This is a genomic window from Bifidobacterium sp. W8104, from assembly GCF_016100735.1.
Classification (GTDB): Bacteria; Actinomycetota; Actinomycetes; order Actinomycetales; family Bifidobacteriaceae; genus Bombiscardovia; species Bombiscardovia choladohabitans.
Map to the genome: position 1 here is coordinate 152,680 of NZ_JACFRW010000001.1, position 25,208 is coordinate 177,887.

24 protein-coding genes are annotated in these 25,208 nt (G+C 61.4%); 14 read left to right on the plus strand and 10 right to left on the minus strand.

Annotated features, from left to right (window positions below; genetic code table 11):
* Window positions 1-144 precede the first annotated feature (144 nt).
* From H3U89_RS00635 to gap, 5 genes are all read left to right on the plus strand, one after another.
* On the plus strand, window positions 145-882 hold the full coding sequence (locus tag H3U89_RS00635) for an AzlC family ABC transporter permease (protein ID WP_198179103.1): 738 nt from the start codon (window positions 145-147) through the stop codon (window positions 880-882).
* Window positions 879-1,235, plus strand: a complete 357-nt coding sequence (locus H3U89_RS00640) for a branched-chain amino acid transporter permease (protein WP_198179101.1) — start codon at window positions 879-881, stop codon at window positions 1,233-1,235. Before H3U89_RS00635 ends, H3U89_RS00640 begins: the two co-directional genes overlap by 4 nt.
* A 14-nt stretch (window positions 1,236-1,249) precedes the next feature.
* Window positions 1,250-2,044: a thiamine diphosphokinase gene (locus H3U89_RS00645; RefSeq protein WP_198179099.1), complete on the plus strand. Its 795-nt coding sequence runs from the start codon at window positions 1,250-1,252 to the stop codon at window positions 2,042-2,044.
* 41 nt (window positions 2,045-2,085) lie between these two features.
* On the plus strand, window positions 2,086-2,511 hold the full coding sequence (locus H3U89_RS00650; protein WP_045935224.1) for an arsenate reductase family protein: 426 nt from the start codon (window positions 2,086-2,088) through the stop codon (window positions 2,509-2,511).
* A gap of 189 nt (window positions 2,512-2,700) precedes the next feature.
* Window positions 2,701-3,756, plus strand: coding sequence for a type I glyceraldehyde-3-phosphate dehydrogenase (gene gap / locus H3U89_RS00655; RefSeq protein WP_015021610.1), 1,056 nt, complete (start codon window positions 2,701-2,703; stop codon window positions 3,754-3,756).
* Between the two features lie 73 nt (window positions 3,757-3,829).
* Here gap and H3U89_RS00660 read toward each other — a convergent pair whose 3' ends face one another.
* Window positions 3,830-4,426, minus strand: coding sequence for a DedA family protein (locus tag H3U89_RS00660; RefSeq protein ID WP_198179097.1), 597 nt, complete (start codon window positions 4,424-4,426; stop codon window positions 3,830-3,832).
* 76 nt (window positions 4,427-4,502) lie between these two features.
* Between H3U89_RS00660 and ybaK the strand changes: the two genes are divergently transcribed.
* Entirely contained in the window at window positions 4,503-5,009 is a 507-nt protein-coding gene (gene ybaK / locus H3U89_RS00665) for a Cys-tRNA(Pro) deacylase (RefSeq protein ID WP_198179095.1), read from the plus strand.
* A gap of 18 nt (window positions 5,010-5,027) precedes the next feature.
* Here the strand turns inward: ybaK and H3U89_RS00670 are convergent, their stop codons facing one another.
* Window positions 5,028-6,101 carry a 4-hydroxy-3-methylbut-2-enyl diphosphate reductase gene (locus H3U89_RS00670; protein ID WP_198179088.1) on the minus strand — a complete coding sequence of 358 codons (1,074 nt, stop codon included), beginning with the start codon at window positions 6,099-6,101 and terminating at the stop codon, window positions 5,028-5,030.
* A 172-nt stretch (window positions 6,102-6,273) separates the two neighbouring features.
* Between H3U89_RS00670 and H3U89_RS00675 the strand changes: the two genes are divergently transcribed.
* Together H3U89_RS00675 and H3U89_RS08510 are read left to right on the plus strand one after the other, a co-directional pair.
* On the plus strand, window positions 6,274-7,242 hold the full coding sequence (locus tag H3U89_RS00675; RefSeq protein WP_198179086.1) for an aldose 1-epimerase family protein: 969 nt from the start codon (window positions 6,274-6,276) through the stop codon (window positions 7,240-7,242).
* Between the two features lie 85 nt (window positions 7,243-7,327).
* The gene (locus tag H3U89_RS08510; protein ID WP_099327425.1) at window positions 7,328-7,402 is read left to right on the plus strand and encodes a 50S ribosomal protein bL37; all 75 of its coding nucleotides are present in this window, start codon (window positions 7,328-7,330) and stop codon (window positions 7,400-7,402) included.
* Between the two features lie 151 nt (window positions 7,403-7,553).
* Here the strand turns inward: H3U89_RS08510 and H3U89_RS00680 are convergent, their stop codons facing one another.
* Both H3U89_RS00680 and H3U89_RS00685 read right to left on the minus strand, forming a co-directional pair.
* Complete coding sequence (locus H3U89_RS00680) at window positions 7,554-7,841, minus strand: hypothetical protein (protein WP_232345391.1); 288 nt, start codon at window positions 7,839-7,841, stop codon at window positions 7,554-7,556.
* Between the two features lie 39 nt (window positions 7,842-7,880).
* On the minus strand, window positions 7,881-8,501 hold the full coding sequence (locus tag H3U89_RS00685) for a sigma-70 family RNA polymerase sigma factor (protein WP_052690825.1): 621 nt from the start codon (window positions 8,499-8,501) through the stop codon (window positions 7,881-7,883).
* A gap of 151 nt (window positions 8,502-8,652) precedes the next feature.
* Here H3U89_RS00685 and H3U89_RS00690 point away from each other — a divergent pair, with 151 nt between their 5' ends.
* The 4 genes from H3U89_RS00690 to H3U89_RS00705 all read left to right on the plus strand — a co-directional run bounded on the left by H3U89_RS00690 (window position 8,653) and on the right by H3U89_RS00705 (window position 13,236).
* Window positions 8,653-9,411, plus strand: coding sequence for an exonuclease domain-containing protein (locus H3U89_RS00690; protein ID WP_198179084.1), 759 nt, complete (start codon window positions 8,653-8,655; stop codon window positions 9,409-9,411).
* 186 nt (window positions 9,412-9,597) lie between these two features.
* A complete protein-coding gene (locus H3U89_RS00695) occupies window positions 9,598-11,166 on the plus strand; it encodes a Mur ligase family protein (protein ID WP_198179082.1) in 1,569 nt (522 codons plus the stop codon).
* A gap of 85 nt (window positions 11,167-11,251) precedes the next feature.
* The gene (locus tag H3U89_RS00700) at window positions 11,252-12,496 is read left to right on the plus strand and encodes a carboxylate--amine ligase (protein ID WP_269748830.1); all 1,245 of its coding nucleotides are present in this window, start codon (window positions 11,252-11,254) and stop codon (window positions 12,494-12,496) included.
* On the plus strand, window positions 12,493-13,236 hold the full coding sequence (locus H3U89_RS00705; RefSeq protein ID WP_198179078.1) for an aspartate/glutamate racemase family protein: 744 nt from the start codon (window positions 12,493-12,495) through the stop codon (window positions 13,234-13,236). The genes H3U89_RS00700 and H3U89_RS00705 overlap by 4 nt, the downstream gene beginning before the upstream one ends.
* Here the strand turns inward: H3U89_RS00705 and smc are convergent.
* Window positions 13,169-16,807: a chromosome segregation protein SMC gene (gene smc / locus H3U89_RS00710; RefSeq protein ID WP_198179076.1), complete on the minus strand. Its 3,639-nt coding sequence runs from the start codon at window positions 16,805-16,807 to the stop codon at window positions 13,169-13,171. The two genes, H3U89_RS00705 and smc, sit on opposite strands and share 68 nt — an antisense overlap.
* The gene (locus H3U89_RS00715; RefSeq protein ID WP_045935216.1) at window positions 16,807-18,228 is read right to left on the minus strand and encodes a bifunctional folylpolyglutamate synthase/dihydrofolate synthase; all 1,422 of its coding nucleotides are present in this window, start codon (window positions 18,226-18,228) and stop codon (window positions 16,807-16,809) included. Before H3U89_RS00715 ends, smc begins: the two co-directional genes overlap by 1 nt.
* A gap of 155 nt (window positions 18,229-18,383) precedes the next feature.
* Here H3U89_RS00715 and H3U89_RS00720 point away from each other — a divergent pair, with 155 nt between their 5' ends.
* Together H3U89_RS00720 and H3U89_RS00725 are read left to right on the plus strand one after the other, a co-directional pair.
* The gene (locus H3U89_RS00720; RefSeq protein ID WP_198179073.1) at window positions 18,384-19,985 is read left to right on the plus strand and encodes an aminopeptidase P family protein; all 1,602 of its coding nucleotides are present in this window, start codon (window positions 18,384-18,386) and stop codon (window positions 19,983-19,985) included.
* 3 nt (window positions 19,986-19,988) lie between these two features.
* Window positions 19,989-20,522 carry an NUDIX hydrolase gene (locus H3U89_RS00725; RefSeq protein WP_198179071.1) on the plus strand — a complete coding sequence of 178 codons (534 nt, stop codon included), beginning with the start codon at window positions 19,989-19,991 and terminating at the stop codon, window positions 20,520-20,522.
* A 385-nt stretch (window positions 20,523-20,907) separates the two neighbouring features.
* Here the strand turns inward: H3U89_RS00725 and H3U89_RS00730 are convergent, their stop codons facing one another.
* The 4 genes from H3U89_RS00730 to H3U89_RS00745 all read right to left on the minus strand — a co-directional run bounded on the left by H3U89_RS00730 (window position 20,908) and on the right by H3U89_RS00745 (window position 25,163).
* Window positions 20,908-21,462 carry an SIS domain-containing protein gene (locus H3U89_RS00730; RefSeq protein WP_198179069.1) on the minus strand — a complete coding sequence of 185 codons (555 nt, stop codon included), beginning with the start codon at window positions 21,460-21,462 and terminating at the stop codon, window positions 20,908-20,910.
* Between the two features lie 67 nt (window positions 21,463-21,529).
* Window positions 21,530-22,591 (minus strand): ABC transporter permease, encoded by a 1,062-nt coding sequence (locus H3U89_RS00735; RefSeq protein ID WP_232345393.1) that lies wholly within the window; start codon window positions 22,589-22,591, stop codon window positions 21,530-21,532.
* Window positions 22,588-23,616 carry an ABC transporter permease gene (locus H3U89_RS00740; protein WP_198179067.1) on the minus strand — a complete coding sequence of 343 codons (1,029 nt, stop codon included), beginning with the start codon at window positions 23,614-23,616 and terminating at the stop codon, window positions 22,588-22,590. The genes H3U89_RS00735 and H3U89_RS00740 overlap by 4 nt, the downstream gene beginning before the upstream one ends.
* On the minus strand, window positions 23,616-25,163 hold the full coding sequence (locus H3U89_RS00745; RefSeq protein ID WP_198179065.1) for a sugar ABC transporter ATP-binding protein: 1,548 nt from the start codon (window positions 25,161-25,163) through the stop codon (window positions 23,616-23,618). The genes H3U89_RS00740 and H3U89_RS00745 overlap by 1 nt, the downstream gene beginning before the upstream one ends.
* Window positions 25,164-25,208 lie beyond the last annotated feature (45 nt).

Consider the following 25,208-nt stretch of genomic DNA (forward strand, 5'->3'; position numbering starts at 1 on the left):
GATAGGTTCAACAGGAGCCGGAGAGCACCTATTCCGCCTCCCTCGCCTCTTGACAGCCTTCTCACATTGTCGACCGGCTTGCCCATGCGGCGCAAGGGGCGATTATCATATGACCATCTCCAAAACGAGGCCAGGAGGCGGGTCATGCAGCGAGCGCAGGAAGAGGTGGACGATGATGCGGAGTCCTCCGGAACCATCCTGGGCTCCCTAGCTGCGGCCTTCCCACGGACCTTGCCCATCATGGCCGGATTCCTTGTGCTGGGGATCTCCTACGGCTTTCTGATGACCAGCCGCGGATTCCCGGTGATCTATCCGCTGGCCATGAGTGCCCTGATCTATGCCGGGTCCATGGAGTTCGTGACCGTGGACCTGCTCATGTCCACCTTCAATCCCTGGGGCGCGCTGATGCTGACCCTGATGGTCAATGCGCGGCACCTCTTCTACGGCCTGGCCATGCTGCCGGTCTTCCGAGGGACGGGCCGGAAGAAGCCCTACCTGATCTTCGGTATGTGCGATGAGACCTTCGCCCTGGAGTCCGCCGACCCCCACCCGGCCGGGACCGACAAGGGCTGGTATCTCTTCTTCGTCACCCTGCTCAACCAGATCTACTGGGTAGGCGGCGCCACCCTGGGCGCTGTGCTGGGCAACCTGGCGAACTTCGACACCAAGGGGTTGGATTTCGTGCTGACCGCCATGTTCCTGGTCCTCTTTCTGGAGCAGTGGCGGCAGGCCGAAGCCCGCGTGCCGGCCCTTATCGGTCTGCTGGCCTCCCTGGCCTGCCTGCTGGTCTTCGGACCCGACCGGTTCATCATCCCGTCCATGGTGGTCATCCTGGCCATCTTCATCCTCTTGGACTTCCACAACCAGAGGGAGGCCTCATGACCACTGCACAGCAACTGATCACCATAGGCATTGTGGTCCTGGGAACCACGGCCACCAGATTCCTGCCCTTCATAATCTGGCCGGAGGGGCGTCGGCCGCCGGCACTGGTGACCCGGCTGGGACGTCTGCTGCCCGCCGCCGTCATGGGACTGCTGGTGGTCTATTCCTTGAGGCACACCAACCTGATGGGAGGCGACCATGGGCTCTACGAGGCCCTGGCCCTGCTGGTCACGGCCCTGGTTCACCTGCGTTGGCGGAACATGATGGTCAGCATCGCCTGCGGGACCCTGACCTACATGGCCCTGGTGCAGGGTTGGCTGGCCTTCCTGGTCGGTCTGGTTGGTCTGGGATGATGGGGGCGCGTCCGATGGGCGAGCGCAGAAAGAAGAATCCCATGCAGGATGACGGTCAGTCGGACCATACGAGCCAGGCGAGTCAGGCACCGCTCTGCCGGATCTGGGGCGCCGGACAATACTTTGGCGAAGAGGTGGCACGCGGAGGACAGGCCCTGGTCATCGCGGCGGACGGCGGACTGGAGCCGGCCCTGGAGCACGGGGACGAGCCCGACCTGGTCGTGGGCGACTTCGATTCCCTACCCGCTGGTAGCCGAAGGCTACGAACAGACATCCCCCGCCGGGTCCTGCCTGCCGAGAAGGACGATACGGACCTGCTGGCTGCAGTCAAAGTGGGCTGGCAGCGGGGCTGCCGACGATTCCTTATATATGGTGGCCTGGGCGGGCGCATGGACCACACGCTGGCCAACCTGAACCTGATCCATCTGATCGCCGCCAGCGGGGGCCGGGCCGAACTTTGGGGACAGGGAATGCTGGTCACGGCCCTTGGCCCTGGAAGCCTGGACTTCCCCGCCTGGGACTGCCCGCCCAGGTCCATGGTCTCGGTCCTGGCGGCTGGCGACCAGGCTCTGGGCGTTGTCGAACAGGGCCTCAAATACCAGACGGACGGCATGACCATGACCAGCCAGCAGGTGACCGGTGTCAGCAACGAGTTCCTGCCCGGCAGGCCTGCACACATAGCCTTGGAGCAGGGAACCGTGTTCGTCACCTACCCCACCTCGGCGCCCCAGCCGGTCTGGAGCACCAGCCTGGAGCCCAAGGCCGACCTGGGCTCCCTGGAGACCCATCCCTCCCGGCGGCTGGCCTGAGCCTCCTCTTGACTTGAAACTCCACTTGGAAAGGAAAAACCATGACAGCATCATCTACCACCCAGTCAGCGACCCCGACAGTCCGGCACCCGCTCTTCATCTGCTATAGCCGCTGCTCCACCTGCGCCAAGGCCCGCACCTGGCTGCGTGACCACAATGTGGACTTCATCGAGAGAGACATCAAGGAGGACCGACCCACCCAGGAGGAACTGACCGAATGGCTGGACATGAGCGGCCTGCCCGTGCGGCGATTCTTCAACACCTCGGGTCAGGCCTATCGCAGCCAGGGATTGAGCAAACGCCTGCCGCAGATGGACACGGAGCAGGCTCTGCAGCTACTGTCCACCGACGGCATGCTGGTCAAGCGCCCCATCCTGCTGGATGGTCGGCGTGTCCTGGTCGGATTCCGTCAGCAGCAGTGGGAGGATTGGCTGGCTGATACGAACGAAAATACTCACAATTCTTGATCGTTTTGTTGCGCAAACAAACAACAAAACCTACCAATTTTTTTGTTCGTTTTTTCCTTGGCAGAACCCGCGTAGTCGCTTGCTATAAGTACACAGGGTTCTATAAACTATGAGATGTTATCAGTAATCGGCCATATACGGTCCGGTATTTTTTGTGCTGTATACGGCCAATCTCCAAGGGAGAATTGAATGACAGTAAAGATTGGCATCAACGGATTCGGACGTATCGGTCGTCTGGCCTTCCGGCGCATCTTTGAGCTCCAGGCCCGTGGCGGCGACGCCTCCAACATCGAGGTTGCCGCCATCAACGATCTGACCACCCCGGCCATTCTGGCCTATCTGCTCAAGTACGACAGCACCCAGGGCACCTTCCGCCACGACGACGGCACCCCTGTCTCGGTCACCTCCACCGACACCGCCATCGTGGTGGACGGCAAGGAGTACCCGGTCTATGCCGAGAAGGACGCCAACAACATCCCCTGGGTCAAGAACGACGGCGTGGACTATGTGCTGGAGTGCACCGGCTTCTACACCTCGGCCGAGAAGTCCCAGGCCCACCTGAACGCCGGAGCCAAGAAGGTCCTGATCTCCGCCCCCGCCAAGGACGACACCACGCCCACCGTGGTCTACGGCGTCAACGAGGAGACCTTGAAGTCCTCCGACAAGATCATCTCCGCCGGATCCTGCACCACCGGCTCCCTGGCCGCCATGGTCAAGATGTTGGATGACAACTTCGGCATCCGTATCGGCTACATGACCACCATCCACGCCTACACCGGCTCCCAGATGCTGCTGGACGGCCCCAAGGGCAACAAGCCGCGCAACACCCGCGCCGCCGCCATCAACACCATCGAGCACTCCACCGGTGCCGCCAAGGCCATCGGCAAGGTCGTTCCCTCCGTCGACGGCAAGCTTCAGGGCCATGCACAGCGCGTGGCCGTTCCCTCCGGCTCCGTCACCGAGCTGACCTGCGTCCTGGACAAGAAGGTCACCGTCGACGAGATCAACGACGCCGCCAAGAAGGCCTTCGAGGGCAAGGACTACTACGGCTACAACGACGAGGGCATCGTCTCCTCCGACGTGATCGGCGACACCCACGGCGGCATCTTCGATCCCACCCAGACCGATGTCAACACCCACGGTGACGACCAGCTGGTCCGCACCGTTGCCTTCTACGACAACGAGTATGGCTTCACCAGCAACATGATCCGCACCCTGCTCTACTTCGCCAAGCTGGGCGACTGAGCATCCGGCCGGCTCCTCCGGCCATAACGATTTCGGGGTCCGTTCCCTACGGGGGCGGGCCCCTTGTTGGTAATCAGCGCCTTCGGGTGAGCGCCCGCATGGCCAGGTCGCAGACCAGGCCGACGACCATCCCCGCCAGAAAGCCGAAGGCCATGACGGCCAGAGGATTGTTTTCCAGCCATGAGGCGGCCAGATACCCCAGGGTCCACATATAAATCGACCAAAGCAGGCCGGCCAGGGCAGCCAGGGGCAGGTAACGGTTCAGCGGATACCGCGCCGCGCCGGCCGTCAGGTTGACCACGGTCCGGCCCGAGGGCACGAAGCGCGAGGCCAGTGTGAAGAAGCCACCCCCCTGCAGCAGGGCCCGATGGGCCCACGAGGTCACAGCCTTGCCTGCGGCACCTCGGAAGACGGCCAGACGATTCAGCGGGACCAGCCGTCCCAGTCCATAGGTGCAGGCATCGCCGCCTGCGAAGGCCAGGGCGCATACCAGAAAGACCAGGACGGGAAGGGGTCTTCCTGTGGCCCGGAAGGCCGAAGCCGTGGCCAGGACCATCAGCTCCGTGGGTATGGGGATGAGCAGGGCATCCAGAAAGGCGGCCAGGAACAGCACAGCCAGCCCCCAGCCGCCCGTCACCGCATCGAGCAGCCAGGCATTGACAGCGGTCATGGACCACCCTTTCCGCGCGATCGCGCCAAAGACACCCCTCAGCCTCCCTAAACGGTCAGTACCTTAGCATGGAGTCATGAGCAAGAAGAAGCGGGCGGATTCGGATGCCGCGACTCCGGCCATGGCCCAGCTGGAGCGTCTGGGGGTTCCCTTCACCATCCACGAGTATCATCACAACGCGGACCACATGGACCAGGGGTACGGTATCGAGGCAGCCAAAAAGCTGGGCCTGGACCCGCGCACGGTCTACAAGACCCTGATGGCCGACACGGGCAAGGAGCGGGTCATCGGCATAGTACCGGTGACCGGCCACCTGAACCTCAAGCACCTGGCGGCGGCCGTGGGCGCCAAGAAGGCCCGCATGGCCGACAAGGCCCAGGCCGAACGAGAGAGCGGATACGTCCTGGGCGGTATATCGCCTTTCGGACAGCGCACCCAACACGTGACCGTGCTGGACCAGGGCGCATTGGAGTTCGACACCATCATGGTCTCCGGCGGCAAGCGCGGCATCAGCCTTGGACTGGACCCTCGGGATCTGATCTGTGTCCTCAAGGCCAAGACCGCACCTCTAGCCGCCGACTGAAAGATCTAAGCGGTGGCCTTAGCCCTGTGGTTGCGGGACTTTCTTTGATGCGCGTGCTGAACGAAGGGCGGCAGGCAGGACGAAGTGCATGTGCTCGTCGACTGCTCGTTCCCGGGTCACCTGGGTGAACCCTCGGGCAGCCAGGGTCTCCAGCACCCCCTGAACCAGATTTTCGGGAACCGAGGCACCCGAGGTGAGTCCTACCGAATCCATGCCCTGCAGCCAGGTCGGGTCCAGCTCGCCAGCATCGTCGACTCGGTGAGCCCTCTGCTGGCCCTGACCGGGGAAACGCGCATCCAGGGCCTGACGGGCCACCTCGACCAAACGCACCGAGTTGGAGGAGTTGGCCGACCCCACCACAATCATGCAGTCCGCCTGACCGGCCACCAGCTTGACCGCCTGCTGCCTGTTCTGGGTTGCATAGCAGATGTCTGAGCCCGGCGGCTCCTGAATCCAGGGGAAGCGTCGGCGCAGGGCCGCGGCCAGGTCGGCGGTCTCATCAAGGCTCAGAGTGGTCTGGGTCAGCATGACCAGCGGGGTGTCGGGCCCGAAGTCCAGGGCCTCGATATCGGCCTCATGCTCGACCAGGTGAACCCGGTCCGGGGCCTCCCCCATGACTCCCACAGCCTCGTCGTGCCCACGGTGGCCTATGTAGATAATCGAGTAGCCGTCGCGAACGAAGCGCTGGACCTCCCGGTGGACCTTGCTGACCAGTGGGCATGAGGCATCGACCACGCGCATCCCCCGCCGCTGGGCCTCCTTGACGACCGAGGGGGCGATTCCATGGGCCGAGAAGACCACGGGCACCCCGGCACGGACGGCCTGGTCGGGAATCTGGTCCAGTTCGTCCACGAAGACGGCCCCCCGCCGGGACAGGTCCTCGACCACATGCCGGTTGTGGACTATCTGCCGGCGCACATAGACCGGTGGCAGACCCTGATCCTGGTGGGGGTTGTCCGCATCCAGGATGGTCTGCACGGTCTGGATGGCTCGGTCCACCCCCGCGCAGAACCCGCGTGGATCAGCCAGGATGACCCGCCCATGCCCCTGCGGGGTCGGCTGTTCGCACACGGTGGTCCGAAATCCTGCCACTGCCGCTCCTTATCGATGTCAATCCGGACAATCCCGGACGATGCAAGTCCATGGTAGAAAGCCGGAGCGGCCCCCGGTAGTCCATCCGCCACTCTTTCACCAAGAAGCCAAGACCGTCCAGGCGCTAGGATGGTGACGTACCAAGCATCAACGGCACTATGGAAGTGGGAGCATGCATACGAACGAGATGATGGGCGGGGCCGTGCCCCGGACAGGACAGCAGTACAGCATCCGTCACGGGGATTACGAGGCGGTGGTGACCGAGCTGGGAGCCATCCTGCGCGTCCTGAAATACCGGGGAAAGGACCTGCTGGCCTCATTCGACCCGGATGGAACCGTACCCTGCAGCAACGGGAACGTGCTGGTCCCCTTCCCCAACCGGATCGAGGACGGCACCTACGACTTCCAGGGCCACACCTACACCCTGCCCATCGACGAGCACGACCGGAACACCGCCATCCACGGCTACGGATACCGGGCCTACTGGGGGCTGCAGGCCCTGACCGAGGACTCCGTCAGCCTCTCCTGGCGGGTGCCGGACATGGGCGGATACCCCTTCGACGTGGTGGTCACCGTCACCTACACCCTGGACGACCAGGGGCTGACCATGACCACACGGGCGCTGAACCTGGGCGACGAGACCGCACCCTGGGCCTTCGGCATCCACCCCTGGCTGGCCAATGGCAAGCAGGGCGTCGGCGACCAGATCCAGAAGGACAACGCCCCCTGCACCCTGTCCATCCCCTGCCGCACCCACGTGGTGGTCGATCCGGACAGGCTGCTGCCCACCGGCACCGAACCCGTCCAGGGACGGACCGATCTGCGCCAGGGCCCTGTGCTGGGCGAGGATGCGAAATTTGACGATGCCTGGACCGATGTGGAGCGGGACGATGACGGCACCTGCTCGGCCTGGTTCACCCGGCCGGATGGCATCCGCATTCAGCTCTGGGGCGATGAGACCATCACCTCCTGGCAGGTCTGCACCGGGACCGGCTTCGACGCAGGCATGCGTCCGGCCGGCGTTGCCGTGGAACCCATGACCGCCTATGCCAACGCCTTCAGAACTGGTCGGAACCTGGTCATTCTGCAGCCTGCCGCCGTCTACACCACCCAGGTGGGATACCGGGCGCAAGAGGTCTGAGCAGCCTGGCTGGTCGACAAAGGTCAGCCCGGTGTGCGATAATCGGCAAGGCTTATAGGTTCATCAGTAGCAAAGGAGTCCAATCATGGGCATGCGCGGACGCAAGCGCAGGGATCGCCGCAAGAAGGCCGCCAATCACGGCAAGAGGCCGAACACCTGATCGTCTGCCCCGGCACCAACGGTGCCGGGGTTTTGCATATATACATAAAAACCATGGCTGCATAGGCATGACCATGGTTCCTGCAACTACCGAGACAGCCGGACAGACCCGCTCTTCTGCCAAGAAGCCGACCGGGCCTGCTTGGCTTTATCTACTTGTCCGTGGCGCGATCCGGTGTCCCCTGCTCCAGTTCATCCATCTGATCGAACATGTGCCTGAGCCGATCCAACAGACAGTCCGGCGCGCATTCGGGACGCAGATACCGGCGCAGCTCCTCGATGACCATGCGCTCCCGCTCGTCGCAGCAGGATTCCGGATCGAAGCAGTCGCTGGGGTCCACGCAGGAGGCATCCTGATAGATGCGCAGGCTGGTGTGGGTCACCCTGACGGAGCCGCCGTCATCGTAGGCGTAGTGACTCATCTCCACGCGTCCGTCCATGCTCCTGCCCGCTTCCTGATACCCGATCTTCGGGGGCCCTCAGTGCCCCTTGCTGCTGATCTCTTTTTTTATACTAGGCCTGGCAGCACCGGCACCATGTTGTTCCGCTGAGGGCTTGCCTGCAGCACCGCGCCCCTGCTGGTAGCCGCGCTCCTGGGCATACCGCTCCAGCTCCTGGCGCAGCTGCGAGCGCGCACGGTTCAGCCGGCTCATGACCGTGCCAATCTTGATACCCTCCTCATCGGCCACCTGCTGATAGCTCTTGCCGTCGATGGCAGCGTCGATGAAGACCCGTCGGCGTTCCGGACTGAGCCGGTTCAGGGCTGCCATGATCTCCTCGGGGGCGAAGGTCTCCATGTATTCCTGCTCGGCGGATTTGAGCCCCTCGGACCCATGTTCAGAGGCCGAATAGATGTCCCAGTCGTTGTACTCGCCGGTCGAGTCGTTGGCCCTCTGCGGGCGCCGCTTGGCCTTGTGGTACTGGTTGAAGTAGGCATTGCGTTCGATGGTGGTCATCCAGGCCTCGAAATTGCTGCCGGGCTGGAAGCGGTCGAAGGCCTTGAATCCGCGTTCGAAAGTGTCCTGGACCAGATCCTGGGCGTCGTCCGGGTTGTTGGTCAGGCGCATGGCCTGTCGGTAAAGCACATCCACCGCAGGCATGGACAGGGCCTCGAATTGACGTTTTCTGCTTTCGAGTTCGCTGGTATCTGCCACACCCCTATTGTGCCATCCCCCCTCGCCCGTTGCGGTTCCGACCCGGTCGCGGGCAGGTCGCTCCTCGGTTACCATAATGGCAGAGGAGAAATCGCTTATGGAAAACACCGAGTACACAAGCATGGAGCAGGCGCTTGCGTCCGCCCCGCAGCAGGAGGGGTCGACACGCCTGGGGGACTCCTGGCTTCTGGGGTTCGACACCGAGACCACGGGCACCAGACCGGGCAAGGACGGCATCGTTTCGGCCAGCCTGGTTCTGCGCGACCCGGCCAAGGGCTACTCAGGGGATGCGGTAGCCACCTGGATAGTCAATCCGCACCGGCATATCAGCAAGGGGGCCAGTCGGGTCAACGGGTTCACCGATCAGCAGCTGGCCGCCGAAGGCATGGAGCCTGAGCAGGCCACAGCACAGATGGCCGGGTTCATCGCCCGCGCCCAGGACAAGCGCATCCCTCTGCTGGCCTACAACGCCCCCTTCGACGTGCAGATGCTGGACGGGGACATCGCCCGCTGGTGCGAGGGTTCGGTCAAGCCACTGAGCGAGGGCGATCTGCTGGTGGTGGACCCTCTGGTCCTGGACAGGGAGATCTCCCACCGGTCCGGCCGCCGCAACTTGGGAATGACCAGCGAGTACTACGGCGTCATCCCCCATGGCAACTTCCACAATGCCACGGCGGATACGGTGGCGGCCGTGGACCTGATCAAGCCCATGACCACCCTGTTCCCCCAGGTGGCCCGGATCACCATGGATTCCCTCATGGACTGGCAGCGGCAGGCACAGGCCAAGTGGCGGGAACAGTTCAACCAGCACCTGCTCTCCCAGGGACGCCGCCCGGTCATCGACTCCTGGCTCTGAGCCTTCATCACCGGGGAATGGTCGGCCCGGTCACTTCCTGTATGGGACCCGAGGCATATGTATATTTTCGGTCAAGGGGTGGCAGGACTCCTCTGTGCCTGCCGGGCCGGGACTATAGACTTGGACCTGGCCTCGACCGGATTGCAGTCGGGCTGAAAGAACCCATCAGACGAGGAGGAAGACGGCATGGCGCTGACGATGGCTTCGGCCCTGGAACTGCTGCGCAAACACGATCAACTGCGCGAGGTAATTCAGGGTGATCGATGGACCTTGAATCAGCCGGCGGATCACTCCTCGCTCAAGCCCTTCACCGACGTCACCTACGACACCCGCCAGGCGGGACCCGGCAGCCTGCTCTTCTGCAAGGGGCATTTCCTGCCCGAGTACATGGATGCCTGCGGACCCGAGGGCCCGGCGGCCTACGTGGCCCAGCAGGACCTGTCCGCCCACACCAGCGCCCCGGGGATCATCGTCAATGACGTACGCAAGTCCATGAGCCTGCTCTCGGCCGCCTTCTACGGCTATCCGCAAAACCAGCTGACCCTGGTGGGGATCACCGGCACCAAGGGCAAGACCACCACCGCCTACTACCTGCACGCCATGCTGGGTGAACTCTCCGGAGGCCGGGCGGCCCTCTTCTCTTCTGTGGACAACTGCCTGGACGGCCGCCATTACGTGGAATCCCAGCTGACCACGCCCGAGTCGCTGGACCTCTTCCGCATGATGCGCCAGGCGGTGGATGCCGGCATGCGCTACCTGGTCATGGAGGTCTCCTCCCAGGCCTACAAGGTGGATCGCGTCTACGGACTGACCTTCGACCTGGGGGCTTTCCTGAACATCTCACCCGACCACGTCAGCCCCATGGAGCATCCCACCTTCGAGGACTACCTCTACTGCAAGCGCCGCATAGCCTACAACAGCAGGCAGCTGGTCATGGGAGCCGACATCCAGAGGGCCGACCTGATTTGCCAGGATGCGAGCGCCGCCGGTATTCCAGTGACCACTTTTGGATTCGGCCAACAAGAGGCCGATTTCGTGGCACGTAAGGCCCCGGGCAAGGGCAACGACTATCTGATCGGCCCTGCCAGTGGTCCCATGGCCCCGATCAGCCTGTCCATAGCCGGTGATTTCAACGCCTTGAACGCCATAGCCGCCTTTGCCATGCTGAACCGGCTGGGACTGGAACCCGATGCCGATGCCCTCCACGCCATGGAGAAGATCCGCATCGCCGGCAGGATGGAGTGCTTCCAGGCCGACAACCGGATTGTCTATGTCGATTATGCCCATAATTACGCCTCCATGAAGGCCCTGCTGGACTTTGTGGATGAGCGCTACGGCGAGCGCAAACCTGAGATCACCCTGGTCTGCGGAGCAACCGGCGGCAGGGGTATCGACCGACGAAAGGGCATCGTCCAGGCAGCCCAGGACCGCGTCAATCGACTCATCCTGACCTCTGACGACGAAAACGAGGAGAGCTCGGAACATGTGGACCGGGAAATGCTGAGTTTCGTCACCAACGCCAACCTGGAGACCAGCATCGTACTGGACAGGACCCAGGCCATCGAACAGGGTCTTGGCCAACCGGGCCAACCCGGAGATCGTCTGCGGATCATTCTGGTCACCGGCAAGGGCGAGGAGCGCTGGTTCAAGAATCAAGGCCGCCACGTGCCCTACGAGGGCGACGACCACGTGGTGGCCCGTCTGCTGGGCACGAAAAGCTACGACCTGGGAGCCACCGGCGCAGCCAAGGTCTGACGATTCCGGCAGGTTCTAAGATGGAAAGCCGAATGCCCCACGGCAGGGTGGGGCGCACGAGCACATGGTAGGTGGTTTCAAAAACATGAAAGAATTCCAACCGGTCATACTGGGTACCGACATCAACACCTACGGGATGGCGCGAGCCTTCCACGAGGCCTACGGCCTGGTCTCCACCGCATTCGGCCACTACCAGCTCTCCCCCACCAAGTACAGCAGGATCCTGGACCTGCATCTGGTCCACGACTTCACCAATCCCGAGGTCTTCGTGTCCACCCTGAACGACTGGGCCGACGCTTATCACCGGGACCACCCAGGGGCCACCCTGCTCCTGCTGCCCTGCGGGGACACCTACGCCAACCTGCTGGACGAGTTCGGCGAGCCCCTGCGCGAGCGGTTCGTCTTCAACGCCATCGACAAGAAACTGAACCGGTCCCTCTCGCTCAAATCCTCATTCTATGAGCTCTGCGACCGCTATGACCTGCCCCACCCGAAGACTGTTTCGGTGGACGCCGACGACGTCAAAGCCGGCCGCCACCGCAACCTGCCCTTCGACTACCCGGTGGCCATGAAACCCGCGGACAGCGACGAGTGGCTGGGCATCGACTTCCCGGGCAGGAAGAAGGCCTTCATCTTCAGCAACCCGGATGAGCTGGACACCATGATCCGCAGGTCCTACCAGGCCGGGTACACCTCTCAGATGGTCATCCAGGACTTCGTGCCCGGGGGCGATGACAATATGAGGGTGCTCAATGCCTACGTGGACCGTCACCACCGGGTGCGCATGATGTTCCTGGGCCATCCCCTGCTGGAGGATCCCGCGCCCGAGGCCGTGGGCAACTACGCGGCAATCATCCCCGACTACAACCAGGACATCTTCGACCGGATCAAGGCCTTCCTCGAGGACATCAAATACAGCGGTGTGGCCAACTTCGACATGAAATACGACCCGCGCGACGGCGTCTACAAGCTCTTCGAGATCAATCTGCGCCAGGGCCGCAGCAGTTACGTGGTCACCCTGAACGGCTTCAACCTGGCCCGCTACTTCGTGGACGACCTGGTTCTGGACACCCCCTTCAACGGACGCACCGTCTTCGGCCGGGGGCATCGCCTCTGGATGGAGATCCCCAAGGACATCTTCCGCAAATACTGCGCCGAATCCGAGGACAAGCGGCAGGCCATGGCCATGATTCGCCGCGGGGACTGGGGCACCACCCTGGAGTACGGCAAGGACCGCAACTTCAAGCGCTGGCTGCTGATTCGACACATGTTTGCGATCTATCGGCGTCGTTACCGGCGCTACTTCCGTGACAAAAGGACACTGGCATGAGGAACTTCTTCGTCGTCCTGGGCGGCATGGGCACGCTGGCCACCGAGAGTTTCGTACGGGTGCTGGACCGGTTGACCGGGGCGCACCGGGACCAGGACTTTCTGGACTACGTGGTCTTCAACCACGCCACCGTTCCCGACCGCACCGACTTCATCCTAGGCCGCAGCAAGGATGACCCCTTCCCCTATCTGGCCGAGGACGTGCACCAGGCCACAGCCATAGGCGCCTCCTTCATGGTCATGGCCTGCAACACCGCCCATCAGATTCTGCCCAGGCTCCAGGCCCTGACCCCAGTGCCCATTCTGAGCATGCCCCAGGCCACCATCGACTGGGCAGATCGGCACTATCCCGCGAAATCCCATCCGCGCATGGGGTACATGGGCACCGAGGGGTCCCGCCATGCCGCCATCTACCAGGGCCCGGCCGACAGCGCCGGCTACCGGCTGGTGGACCCGGACCAGGCCCTGCAGGACCGGGTGAGCGCGCTGATCTACGACGACGTCAAGGAAGGGCGACTGGACCGGGACCGCTACCTGAGCGTCCTCCAGGCTTTCCTGAACGACTACCACTGCGATTCGGTCCTGCTGGGCTGCACCGAGCTCTCGGTGCTCAACGAGGCCTACCCCATGCCGCAGCTGCCCATCGTGGACTCCCAGGCGGTCCTGGCACAGGTCACCCTTGATCGGGCTCGGGCTCTTCGCGACCGGAACGATCCGGATCCTTCAACCGCTGGGAGATGACGGCCGTCACCCCGTCCCCCCGCATGGTGACCCCGTATAGGGCGTCGGCGATGCCCATGGTCCGCTGCTGGTGGGTGATGATGATCAGCTGGGCATGCTCCCGCAGCTGTTCGAAGGCCTTGAGCAGCCTGGTCAGGTTGACGTCGTCCAGGGCGGCCTCGACCTCGTCCATGACGTAGAAGGGGCTGGGCCGGGCCGTGAAGATGGCCAGGAGCAGGGCCAGGGCCGTCAGCGACCGCTCCCCGCCCGAGAGCAGGGAGAGCCTGCGGACCTTCTTGCCGGCCGGGCTGGCCTCGACCAGAACGCCGGTGGTCAGCAGGTCGTCCGGGTCCTCCAGCCGCAGCCGCCCGCGCCCGCCGGGGAAGAGGGTGGCGAAGATGCGTTCGAAGGCCTGGGCGGTGTCGTCGAAGGCCTCCTTGAAGACCGTGACCATGGTCGAATCCAGATCCTTGACCAGGGCCATCAGATCGTCCCGGGAACCTATCACATCCTGACGCTGCTCGTGCAGGTAGCGGTTGCGGGACTCCAGGGCCTCGTATTCCTCGGTGGCCAGCGGGTTGACCTTGCCCAGGGCGGCCAGGTCCCGCTTGGCCTTGGCCAGCCGCTTCTCCTGCTCACCACGCTGGTAGGGCACTGTTTTGAAGGCTGGCGTATCCCCGTCTTCCTCCGTCCCCTCCTGGTCCAGGGGCACCGGATTGCCCTCGTCGTCCAGGACGGGCACCGGACGATCGGGGCCGTATTCGCGGATCAGCTCCTCGGGCTCCATGCCCAGGTCATCCTGGATGCGCTGACGCAGGCGGCCGTCCTCACCGGCCAGGCGCTCCCGCTCCAGATCCAGACCGTGCTCATCCTGGCGCAGACCGGCCACCTTGGGTTCCAGAGCATCCCTGCTGGCCCGCAGATCGGTCAGCTCCTTGTCATGGGCCGAAGCCTTGGCCCTGAGCTGATCCCGGCGGCGGGCCGCATGATCCATCCTCCCCTTGATCAGCTGGGTCAGCAGGTCGGCCCTGAGCGCGATAAGCCCCAGGGAGGCCATGCCTGCCTTGCGACGACGGTTCTCCTCGCCTATCCGCTGACGATGGCGTTCGGCCTGGTCGGCCTGATCCCGCAGCAGATCAATCTGCCGCAGCAGGGAGGCATGCCGCCGGTCGCTCTCGGTCCAGGTCAGCTTGGCCTCCATCTCGGCGGTGCGGGCCTGGTCCAGGGCCGTCTCCAATTCATGCTGCCGGTCTTCCATGCCCTCCGGGTCATCAGGGTCGGACCCCCCGTCCTCCTGGGCGCGGGCCAGGCCTGACTTGAAATCCTCCAGTTTGAGTTCGTGGGTGCGCACCTGGTCGCGCACTTGGGCCAGCCGGTCATCCAGATCCTTGACCCCGGCCTGTGCCCGATCCGATTCCTTGCGGGCAGTGGCCAACTCCCGGGCGGCCTGCTCGGCCTTGATCCGGGCCTCGGTGCACTGGTTGCGCGCCTCCTGCAGCTGCTGCTCAGCCTGCTCAAGGGCGGCCCGGGCCGCATCCATCTGCGGCTGCAGTGCCTTGGATTCCTCCTGGAGGGCCTCCACCTGCTCCAGGGCCTTATCCCTGCGTGCGGTCAAGGCCAGGCCGCTGGTGGCCGGGGCGGATCCGCCTACAGCACCTACCCGGTCATAGATGTCGCCCGGGCGGGTCAGCGCCTGCTGCCATCCGTCCTCCAGGGCACGGCGGGCCTGATCGGCGTCATCGACGACAGCTGTGGAGGCCAGCAGACTGCGGACAGCTTCCAGCACCCCCTGGGCCCGGACAGAATCGGCAGGATGCTCCCGCAGGGCTACCAGGTCGGCGGCCGACCGCCAGGGGCCATCGCCCGGCTTTACACCTGCCCCCTCGAGCGGGCCTGATGCCGAGATCAGCGCGGCACGTCCCAGACGGTCCCGGCGCGCTCGCTCCAGGCTCTGATCGACCGTCTGGCCGTCCTTGGCCACCAGGGCCGAGGCATAGTCGTGCAGGGCCTGGGCCAGGGGCTCCTCCCAACCCTCCTCCACGCAGACGAAGTCGGTCAGCTGACCCAGCAGGGCCGGATCCCCGGCCTGAGACAGGGCCTCGCCGGCGCCGCGATGGTCCAGAGTGTCCGCCAGGGCATCAGCCTTGGCCTGGGCCGAGATGGCATCGGACTGAATGCGACGTTCGTGCTCCTGGAGGTCGTTGAGCCTGCTGCGGGCCTGGTCCCTGACCCGGCCTGCCTGGTCCAGGGCCTGTCTGCCGTCCTGGTCAGGGCTCTCCTCCTGGCTGTCCAGGTCCCGCACCCGGTTTCTGGCACGCTCCAGACCCTCCCTGACCTGATCCCGCTGTCGAATCAGGTCACGCTCGCGCTGCCTGGAAAGTTCCAGGGCCGATTCCTCCTTGGCCACCAGCTGCGTCAGGTCGCCCAGCCGAGCCTGCCGCTTTCTGGCAGCCTGCCGCAGCTCGGTCATGGTCTGCCGGTGAGCGGCCAGCCGCCGCTCCAGATCCGCACGGGCTTGAACGCAGCCATCCAGGGCGATCCGGTCGGCTCCGACCTGGCCCTCCTCCTGGTCGGCCTGGCCCCTGAGTTCGTCGGCCCGCCGCCTGAGCACCCCGGGATCCTGCCCCTGGTCGGCCACCATGCCGGCCTCCAGCGAACGGCTGCGCTCCCTGGCCAAGGATGCCAGGGACCCGGCCCGCTCACCCAGCTTGGTCAGGTCGTTCCACTGTTGGTTGACCGCCTCCAGGGCCGGACTGGACTGTCGGTCCAGCCCCTCCAGCTGTTCGATGCGCAGCTTGACCCTGGTCAGGTCCTCCTGCCCCCTGGCCAGCTGCCCCCGGGTCTGAACCAACCGCGATCGCAGATCCTCCAGCTTCTTTTGCGAGGTCAGGGCGTCGTCGGCATGGATGCGGGCCTGGGCGTCCCGCAGGCTGACCTGGATCATGTCGGCCCTGCGGGAGACCTTGGCCTGGCGGCCCAGCGGCCCCAGCTGCCGATGAATCTCGCCGATCAGGTCGTCCAGGCGGGACAGGTTGGCCTCGGTGTTGGCCAGCTTGTGCAGGGCCCGCTCCTTGCGCTTGCGATGCTTGAGGATGCCGGCCGCCTCCTCGATGAAGGCCCGATGGCCGGCCGGATCAGCCCGCAGGATGGCATCCAGCCGCCCCTGACCGACGATGACGTGCATCTGCTGGCCCAACCCGGTGTCGCTGAGCAGCTCCTGGATGTCCAGCAGGCGGCAGTCTGACCCGTTGATGGCGTATTCGGACCTGCCGTTGCGGTAGATGGTCCGGCTGATGGTGACCTCGGTGTAGTCGATGTCCAAGGTCCGGTCGGTGTTGTCGATGGTCAGGCTGACCTGCGCCCGGCCCAGCGGCGGCCTGGAGGAGGTGCCTGCGAAGATGACGTCCTCCATGGATCCGCCACGCAGGCTCTTGGCCCCCTGCTCGCCCATGACCCAGGCCAGGGCGTCGACGATATTGGATTTGCCTGATCCGTTGGGGCCCACCACAGCGGTGATGCCCGGCTCGAAGCGCAGGGTGGTGGCCGAGGCGAAGGACTTGAAGCCCTTGAGGGTCAGCTCCTTGAGATACATCAGGCGCGCTCCGCCTTAGGCTTGGCCAGATCGGGGTTGGGACGCTCGGCCAGCAGGGTGCGGGCGTCGCCGGCGGTGACGAAGCTGCCGCAGATCAGCACCCCTCGGCCATAGCCCACGCCGGTCTGGTCCTCGCTGTCGACCATGTCGACGGCGGTCTGGATGGCGTCGGGCATCCTGTCGCGCCGGACCACCCGGTCTGGCCCGAAGACCCGGACGGCGACCCGCTCCAGATCCTCGGCCGGCATGACCCGGCCTTTCCAGGAGTTCTCGGTGACCACGACGCTGTCCAGCACGGGCTCCAGTATGCCCAGATAGTCCTCCACCTGCTTGTCGGCCATCATGGAGATCACGCCCACCAGCTGCTTGAAGTCGTAGTTCTCCTCGATGGCCGCCCGCAGGGACTGGGCCGCGTTCAGGTTGTGCCCACCATCGATGATGATGGTGGGTGAGGTGCGCACCTGCTCGATCCGTCCGGGGATGCGCACCTGGCTCAGGGCCTCGGCCACCAGATCCTGGTCCAGGGCCCCGTTGACGGGGATGACGGTCTCGGCCGCCGCCAAGGCCGCCAGGGCGTTGTGGGCCTGGTGCTCGCCGAACTTGTCGATGGGCACATCCTTGTAGAGTCCCTGGGGCGTGCGCAAGGTGGCCACCTGACCGCCAACTGCGGGCATGCGGGAGACCACCTCCAGCTCGTTGCCATCCCTTAAGAGGGTCGGGGCGCCCTGCTCACGCACGGCCTGCTCGATGATGGGCATGACGGCATCCTCATGGGGCTGGGCTCCGACGATGACCGTGGACTTGGGCTTGATGATCCCGGCCTTCTCCCCTGCTATCTGCTCGACCGTATCCCCCAGCCACTGCATGTGATCCATGTCCACCGGCCCGATGATGGAGGCATCCCCGTCGAGGACGTTGGTGGCATCCCAGCGGCCGCCCATCCCCACCTCAACAATGGCCACATCCACGGGGGCGTCGGCGAAGGCCCAGACGGCCATGGCGGTCAGGACCTCGAAGAAGCTCATGGGAGCCCTGCCCTGCTGGGCGAAGCGGTCATCCACCATGGCGATGAAATCCTCGATCTGCTGGTAAAGGTCTACGAAGTCCTCGTCTGAAAGCTCCTTGCCGTCGATGGCGATCCGCTCGTTGATCCGCTCCAGGTGGGGCGATGTATAGAGCCCGGTGCGCAGACCGTAGGCCCGCACCAGAGCCTCGGCCATCCGCGCCGTGGACCCCTTGCCGTTGGTCCCTGTGACGTGGATGACCCGGAAGCTGTGCTCGGGGTGGCCCAGCAGGTCCAGCATCATCCCCATCCTGTCCAAGTCCAGATTGGGGCTGTCATGCTCGGCGGGACGCGCCATGATGGCCCGCTCGACATCGCGAATATCCTGACCCTTGCTGTTGGGGTGTTCGAATGACATATTCTGCCTGCGCCTCCTGCTGGCTGTGGATGCTTCCCGCCCATTCTATGCGCGACCGACCCCGATTGAGGGCCGAAACAGCCGACTGTCACATCGGCCGAACGCACTACCATGGAACCAACATAGTCAGAACCGGAATTTCAAGGAGGCTGGACGTGACCGCATCCGCTCAGGAGCATCTACAAGGAGACGCCGATCCCAAGAACGTGGACCTGGATGAGCAGAATATGGAGGACCGGGTGAACAACCGCACCCTGCGCCCCAACTCCCCCGCCTTCCAGGAGTTCATGACCACCGGCTGGCAGCCCCAGGAGCCGCAGATCGAGCCGCTAGAGTCCAGCAAATACACCGAGCGCCGCCTGCGTGAGCTGGGTAAACGCTTCCCTGGCGAACGCCTGGTCATCCCCGCCGGATCCTACAAGACCCGAAACAACGACAACGACTACGCCTTCCGCCCAGACACCACCTTCGCCTACTACACGGGCCTGGGCGAGGACTACGAACCCGGAGCCATCCTGGTCCTGGACCCGGTGGACCCCGACAGTCCCGAGGCCGCCAAGGGCCTGACCCATACCCCTGAGCTCTTCGTCCATCCCCGGGCCGATCAGTCCACCCGCGACTACTACCGGTCCTCACAGTACGGGGAGTACTGGGTGGGTCCCCGGGCCGGGCTGCGGGAGCTGGCCGTCATGACCGGCATCCCCACCAAGGACATCGCCTCTTTCCCTGACGCCATCGCCAAGGATCTGGGACCGGACCAGGGTGCGGTCAAGCTGCGTGTGATCCGCACCGCCGACCAGGAGGTCCTGAACCAGGTGGAGGCCGCCCGCAAGGCCAACGGCATCGGTGGTCCGGACCGCAATGAGGAAGCCGACGACAAGCTCGAGGAGTTCACCTCCGAGGCCCGCATGATCAAGGACGACTATGAGGTCAGCGAGATGCGCAAGGCCATCGCCGCCACCAAGGACGGGTTCGACAGGATCCTGACCCACCTGCCCCAGGTGGTGGGCAAGCCCCGCTCTGAGCGGATGCTGGAGGGCGTCTTCAACGCCAACGCCCGCGAGAAGGGCAATGACGTGGGCTACGGGTCCATCATCGCCTCGGGCAAGCACGCCCCCATCCTGCACTGGATGCGCAACGACGGGACTGTCCAGAAGGGCGACCTGCTCCTGATCGACGCCGGCGTGGAGGTCAACAGCCTCTACACGGCCGACATCACCCGCACCTTCCCCGTAGGCGGCACCTTCAGCCCCCTGCAGAAGCGGATCTACCAGACCGTGCTCAAGGCCCAGCAGGCCGGCTTTGAGGCCGCCAAGCCCGGCGCCACCTACTCGGACATCCACCATGCCGTCATGCGGGTGCTGGCCGAAACACTGCACGAGTGGGGCATCCTCAAGGTCAGCGTGGAGGAGTCCCTCTCCCCCCAGGGCCAGCAGCACCGCCGCTGGCACGCCTGCGGATGCGCCCACCACCTGGGTCTGGACGTGCACGACTGCGCGGAGGCCAGGTACGAGTCCTACCAGGGTGCCCCCATCACCCCTGGGATGATCTTCACCATCGAGCCCGGACTCTACTTCAAGGAGAACGACCTGCTGGTGCCACCGGAGTTCCGCGGCCTCGGCGTACGCGTGGAGGACGACGTGCTCATGACCGAGCAGGGACCCCAGTGGCTGTCTGCAGGAATCCCCAAGACCGTGGAAGAGGTGGAGGCCTGGATGGCGCAGCGGGCTGCGCTGGCCGACCCGGACCGGGACTGACATATGCCCACTCCCGAATTCGTGCTCGAACTGCGCCGGTCCATAGGCCATGACCTGCTCTGGCTGAACGGCGTGACGGCCTTCGTCAGTGACGACCGGGGCCGCGTCCTGCTGGGTCGGCGCTCGGACACCGGCCAGTGGGCCCTGGTCTACGGGATCAACGAACCGGGCGAGGACCCGGCTGACACCGTGGTCCGCGAGGTCAGGGAGGAGACCGGGGTGGATGTGATCGTCACCGACCTGGCGGCGGTCACATCCTCCCGGGAGGTGGTCACCTATGCCAACGGTGACCGGACCATGTATATGGATCATCTGTTCATCTGCAGGCCCGACCCCAACGGCAATGCCGATCCCTTTGTGGGTGACGAGGAGAGCCTGTCAGTCGGCTGGTTCGACCCCGGGCAACTCCCAGCTCCGCTGGCCCAGACCACTGTGGAACGCATGTCCCGGGCGCGAACCTATCTGAAACGCCTACAGGGCGGAGACGCCCACGCCCTCTTCGTCTTCAAAGGGCTGGAGAGACCAACCGCCGACTAGTACTGCAACAATCTGGTATTAACTGTCTCTGCCTTAACCACCTAGACAAAGGCGGTTCTACCGCATACAGGGGCTCTAGTTGCGAATAGCAGCTAACCCACTGTTTCGTCCTGAACTCGTTCCTCAGCAACAAACTTTTGAACACTGCAAACCAGTCTCGTCTCGGGGGGTGAGGGGCAACTTCAGGTCTTCACACAGCCGGTGGAAAATCGGAATACTATTGACAACTGCAGGAGAACATTAGGACAACAATCTTTCCCCATGAAAAACCCGGCCTCCAGGACCGATTATTCATCAAAGGAATGCCCTAGATGAATATTCTCAGATTGCCGGAGCAACCTGAAATTCAGATAAAGACCGGGTAAATCATTAGAGATTGGAGAAATTACTCGTAGTTCCTATGTCGCTTCGTCATTGATGAGTAACTTATGCCTTCTTCCTTGTGTATTTCATAGACAAGAGAATCAAAGAATACCCATGACGCTGTTTCCCACAAAGTTCCCATCGGTTGTAGGGAGGGAACCAAGTCACCCTGACCTTTGAATACGGTTGCCGGGATGAAGATAGTCAAATCTGCTACAGATGCGGCCGTACTCCCAGGAACGCCGGTGCAACAAACGACTGAAGCGCCCGCGTCCTTGGCTAGGCGGGCAATTGTGAGGAGATGCGCAATCTCTCCAGATCCACAGGTAAAGACAAATAAATCACCAGGTCCAAGAGCCGGTGCCGTGTCATCCCATACCCAATGGCTGTCAAAGCCCAGATGCATCAAGCGCATACAGAAAGCCCTACAGGTCAATCCCTCACGACCTACTCCAGCACAAACAATATGCCGTGCTTTCTTAAGCATTTGAATGAAAGAGTCGACATTCGTGTAATCCATACTATCAAAAGTCTGTTTTAGTTCATCAAGTATTGACTCTGTCTGCTCGCTGTCCATTGTCATTTCATTATCCAATCATTTTCCGATGATTTTTCGATGTTCGATGTCACCGAAGCGAACCCTTCTACTTGACCTTTTGAGTGTGCTTTGCTCTGAGCTCCAGAGCTCTGCTAATGACCATGACTATGATCAGAGCAGAACCCCAGGCCAAATTTTTAACAAAAGGCGAGAAGTTCAAAATGGTAAACCCTGTTTGCAAAACCTGAAGCATAATGACCGCTAAAAGCAGATTGCTGAATTTGCCCCTACCACCGAATGGATCAAATCCTGCCAACACAACAACAAGCAGAGCCTGCAACAGGTACGTGCCTCCGAAGCCAACACGAGCTGAATTAACCCTGGCTACCATGACAAAAGCAGCCAATCCTACGAATATACCTGAAAGAGCATAGGTAAGTATCAAGGTACGGTTCACTCTGTGACCAGAAAAAAGCGATGCAACAGGGTTTGAACCATATGAGTATAGTTCACGGCCGTAACGCGTGCGACTCGTAATCCAGGCAATGATGCCATAGCTCACCAAGCCAATCAGGAAAACTACGGGAATGCCCAGTATGGTCGCGGTTCCAAGTGTGGAATAGTCAGCAACTGAAACAGCAACGGAAGATCCATTAGTCGATGCAGAAGCCACTCCAGTGAACAACAGCTGAGTACCTAGGGTAGCGACGATGGGGTTGACGCCGGCAAATGAAACCAGACACCCGTTCATAACGCCGCATAGGATCGTGGATAGGATTCCCAACACAATGGCAATGGCAATCGACAATCCAACTGAGCCTGCACGTCCGACTTCACTACCCGATAGGAACCAAGCCACGATGATTGCCGCGACGTTCATGTTGGCCACCACGGACAAATCGATACCGCCCGTCAGCATAACTGTCCCCATGGCAAGAGCTAGGAACATAAACTCGCCTACCTGGAAGCCCATGGATTGGAGTGTTCCTACATTATAAAGACTGTTGCCGAGCAATATGTAGAACCCGATGCAGACAACCAGTACCGAGCAATACAGCACTTTGCTCGGTCTATCAAGCCTAACAACCAATGACCGTAGGATACCACTTATACGATTTACTTTCAATTCACTTGATTTTTGTCCCATAATATAATCCTCATCCCTCATCCCAGGAAGGACATGCTTCGAAGGTTACGGCGCTTTTCGCCGTAGTAAATGGCAACGACCGCGCAAACCATGACGGCTCCGATAAAGAGGTTGTTCCAGGAAGACTGAATCCCAAGAAGCACAAGAGTATTATTCAACAACTGCACAAGCGTCACTCCAAGGAATGTCCCCAGCAACGTACCGGATCCTCCAGTAATCCTGGTCCCGCCAATCACCACAGCAGCTATCACTGTCATATCTGTGCCCATGATGCTGGTTGGATCAACAAATTTGAGATTTCCGAAGGAAATGATCGCCATCAAAGCTGAAAGAACGCCCATCAAAGGATAGATGAAAAGCTTGATTTTCAAGGGCGACAGACCTGCCCGTCGTGCTGATTCCTCTGAATTGCCCAAGGCATAAATGCTGTGCCCCAATGTTGTATGGTTCATGATGAACCACAAGGCGATATAGATGAGAACAGCTATAAGGAAGAAACCCGCTATACCGCTGCTTTGTCCTTTGCTGGTGAATGAGACGACATTCCATGCGCCAAAATCTAGGAGGGACTTGGGCATCTCGCTAATCGTCACGGGTTTCGTACCCAAAACCGTAGCCATCAGTCCGTAAAAGACTGAGGATGTACCTAGCGTGACAATGAAAGTAGGCAGTGATAACCAATACACAAGCAACGCGTTAAAGACACCGAGAATGGCGCCGATGACGGCTGCTATTAGCAGTATCGCCAGCAGTGAGTCTATATGGAATGCCAAGGATAGGAGTACAGCTGAATATCCTGACGTAATAGCCACAGCCGGGAAAGACACATCAATGCCGCCGGAAATCATAATCATATACACCCCGGCAGCCAGTATTGCCATTCCAGTCCCATTACGGGTCAGATCAGCGAATGTTCCCAGTGTCAGGAAATTAGGATTCACTAAAGAAACAATCGCCGAATAACCCACGATAATGGAGAGGAGTGTGATTTCCATGGAATTTAACTTTTTTATTCGAGGCATCCTTGCCTGGATCTTCTGACTCATCAGGAATTGCTTCCTTTCTCATTTACAAGCCTTGAGCCCCTGGCATGGGAATCAGATTTCTTATCAGCATTTCGATATAACTGTGAATACCCTGGTTGTAATTGGTCTCCCGTCAGCTCAGTCGTCACTGTTCCTTGCACAAAAATAGCTATACGGTTACACACCGCCAATAATTCTTCCTCTTCGTCGGAAATAACCAGTATTGCGATGCCTTGGCCGGCCAAACGACGAATAATGTCATAAATCTGGGATTTTGAACCCACATCCACACCTACGGTGGGAGAATCCAATATCAGCAATTTGGGCTTTGTGGCAACCCACTTGCCAAGCAGTACCTTTTGCTGATTACCACCAGAAAGGGATTGTGCAAGCATGGAAAGATCCTGGGTGTTCACTTTCAGACCAGTCAGCACCTCTTTACCAATTTCATGCTCTTTTCTGGCGTTAATCAGTCCAAGCGAATTAGATAAGGGCTTAAGTACACTGGCCACACTGTTCTGAAGCAATGTCCTGTCAAGGAACAGTCCCTGTTCCTGCCTATCTTCGGGTACCAAGGCGATACCCTCCTCGATTGCCTCCCGTGGATTATTGATAGACACCTTTTTCCCATTTATAAAGACATGGCCTTTTTCGAGCTTGTTCAGCCCAAATAAGGTCAAAGCTGTTTCGGTTCTACCTGAGCCCAGCAATCCGCTCAAACCAACAATTTCACCAGGTCTGACTGTCAAATTCACATTGCGTACCCGGGCTGCGCTCACATTTTTCATCTCCAATACAGGCTGAGCTTCACGGACGACATGGTCCTCTGGATCACCGAACACAACATCATGACCTGTCATCAAAGCCGACAACCTGCGATTATCCAGACCATCCGATTGGTATGTACCAATGACCTCGCCAGATCGGAATACAGTAATCCTGTCTGCCACGGAAAATACTTCATCCAACTTATGAGAAATGAAAATAATGGATACGCCTGATGCTTTCAGCTTCTGGATGGTGTCCAGCAAACTCTGTACTTCAACGGACGTCAGCGCAGTCGTTGGCTCATCCATGAAAATGATATGGGCTTCAAGGGCAAGCGCTCTGGCAATGGCGACCTGTTGCTTGGCCGCCATGGACAGGCTTTCTACTCGCGCGTCCAGATCGATATCCGCATGAATCCGCTCCAGGGCTCTCGAAGCGATTTCGTCGCAACGACGGTAGTTGATAATCCACCGCTTACGATGAACCAGACCGGGCAGGCAGATATTATCTCTGACATTCATGGTTCCGAATAGCGACAAGTCCTGGTGTATGACTGCAATCCCAAGACTTATAGCTTGTCGTGCCGTAACCGACGAAAACTCCGAATTCCCGACTTGAATACTGCCGCTGTCGGGCACTAGTCCGCCAGAAAGAATATTTACGAGCGTGGATTTCCCTGACCCATTCTCTCCGACGAGGCAGTGAACCTCACCTTTCCTGATGCTGAGATTTACGCTCCGCAATGCTTGAACACCGCCGAAGGTTTTGCATATATTTGTAGCGGATAATTGTGCATTCATCACTGTTATTCCCTTGCTTCGCAAAGAATATTGGAAACGACAACA

Bases quoted from the DNA above. Each gene is read 5' to 3' on its own strand.
- H3U89_RS00635 (WP_198179103.1), top strand. From the start codon at position 145: ATGCAGCGAGCGCAGGAAGAGGTGGACGATGATGCGGAGTCCTCCGGA.
- H3U89_RS00640 (WP_198179101.1), top strand. From the start codon at position 879: ATGACCACTGCACAGCAACTGATCACCATAGGCATTGTGGTCCTGGGA.
- H3U89_RS00645 (WP_198179099.1), top strand. From the start codon at position 1,250: ATGGGCGAGCGCAGAAAGAAGAATCCCATGCAGGATGACGGTCAGTCG.
- H3U89_RS00650 (WP_045935224.1), top strand. From the start codon at position 2,086: ATGACAGCATCATCTACCACCCAGTCAGCGACCCCGACAGTCCGGCAC.
- gap (WP_015021610.1), top strand. From the start codon at position 2,701: ATGACAGTAAAGATTGGCATCAACGGATTCGGACGTATCGGTCGTCTG.
- H3U89_RS00660 (WP_198179097.1), bottom strand. From the start codon at position 4,426: ATGACCGCTGTCAATGCCTGGCTGCTCGATGCGGTGACGGGCGGCTGG.
- ybaK (WP_198179095.1), top strand. From the start codon at position 4,503: ATGAGCAAGAAGAAGCGGGCGGATTCGGATGCCGCGACTCCGGCCATG.
- H3U89_RS00675 (WP_198179086.1), top strand. From the start codon at position 6,274: ATGCATACGAACGAGATGATGGGCGGGGCCGTGCCCCGGACAGGACAG.
- H3U89_RS00680 (WP_232345391.1), bottom strand. From the start codon at position 7,841: ATGGACGGACGCGTGGAGATGAGTCACTACGCCTACGATGACGGCGGC.
- H3U89_RS00685 (WP_052690825.1), bottom strand. From the start codon at position 8,501: ATGCCTGCGGTGGATGTGCTTTACCGACAGGCCATGCGCCTGACCAAC.
- H3U89_RS00690 (WP_198179084.1), top strand. From the start codon at position 8,653: ATGGAAAACACCGAGTACACAAGCATGGAGCAGGCGCTTGCGTCCGCC.
- H3U89_RS00695 (WP_198179082.1), top strand. From the start codon at position 9,598: ATGGCGCTGACGATGGCTTCGGCCCTGGAACTGCTGCGCAAACACGAT.
- H3U89_RS00700 (WP_269748830.1), top strand. From the start codon at position 11,252: ATGAAAGAATTCCAACCGGTCATACTGGGTACCGACATCAACACCTAC.
- H3U89_RS00705 (WP_198179078.1), top strand. From the start codon at position 12,493: ATGAGGAACTTCTTCGTCGTCCTGGGCGGCATGGGCACGCTGGCCACC.
- smc (WP_198179076.1), bottom strand. From the start codon at position 16,807: ATGTATCTCAAGGAGCTGACCCTCAAGGGCTTCAAGTCCTTCGCCTCG.
- H3U89_RS00715 (WP_045935216.1), bottom strand. From the start codon at position 18,228: ATGTCATTCGAACACCCCAACAGCAAGGGTCAGGATATTCGCGATGTC.
- H3U89_RS00725 (WP_198179071.1), top strand. From the start codon at position 19,989: ATGCCCACTCCCGAATTCGTGCTCGAACTGCGCCGGTCCATAGGCCAT.
- H3U89_RS00730 (WP_198179069.1), bottom strand. From the start codon at position 21,462: ATGGACAGCGAGCAGACAGAGTCAATACTTGATGAACTAAAACAGACT.
- H3U89_RS00735 (WP_232345393.1), bottom strand. From the start codon at position 22,591: ATGAGGGATGAGGATTATATTATGGGACAAAAATCAAGTGAATTGAAA.
- H3U89_RS00740 (WP_198179067.1), bottom strand. From the start codon at position 23,616: ATGAGTCAGAAGATCCAGGCAAGGATGCCTCGAATAAAAAAGTTAAAT.
- H3U89_RS00745 (WP_198179065.1), bottom strand. From the start codon at position 25,163: ATGAATGCACAATTATCCGCTACAAATATATGCAAAACCTTCGGCGGT.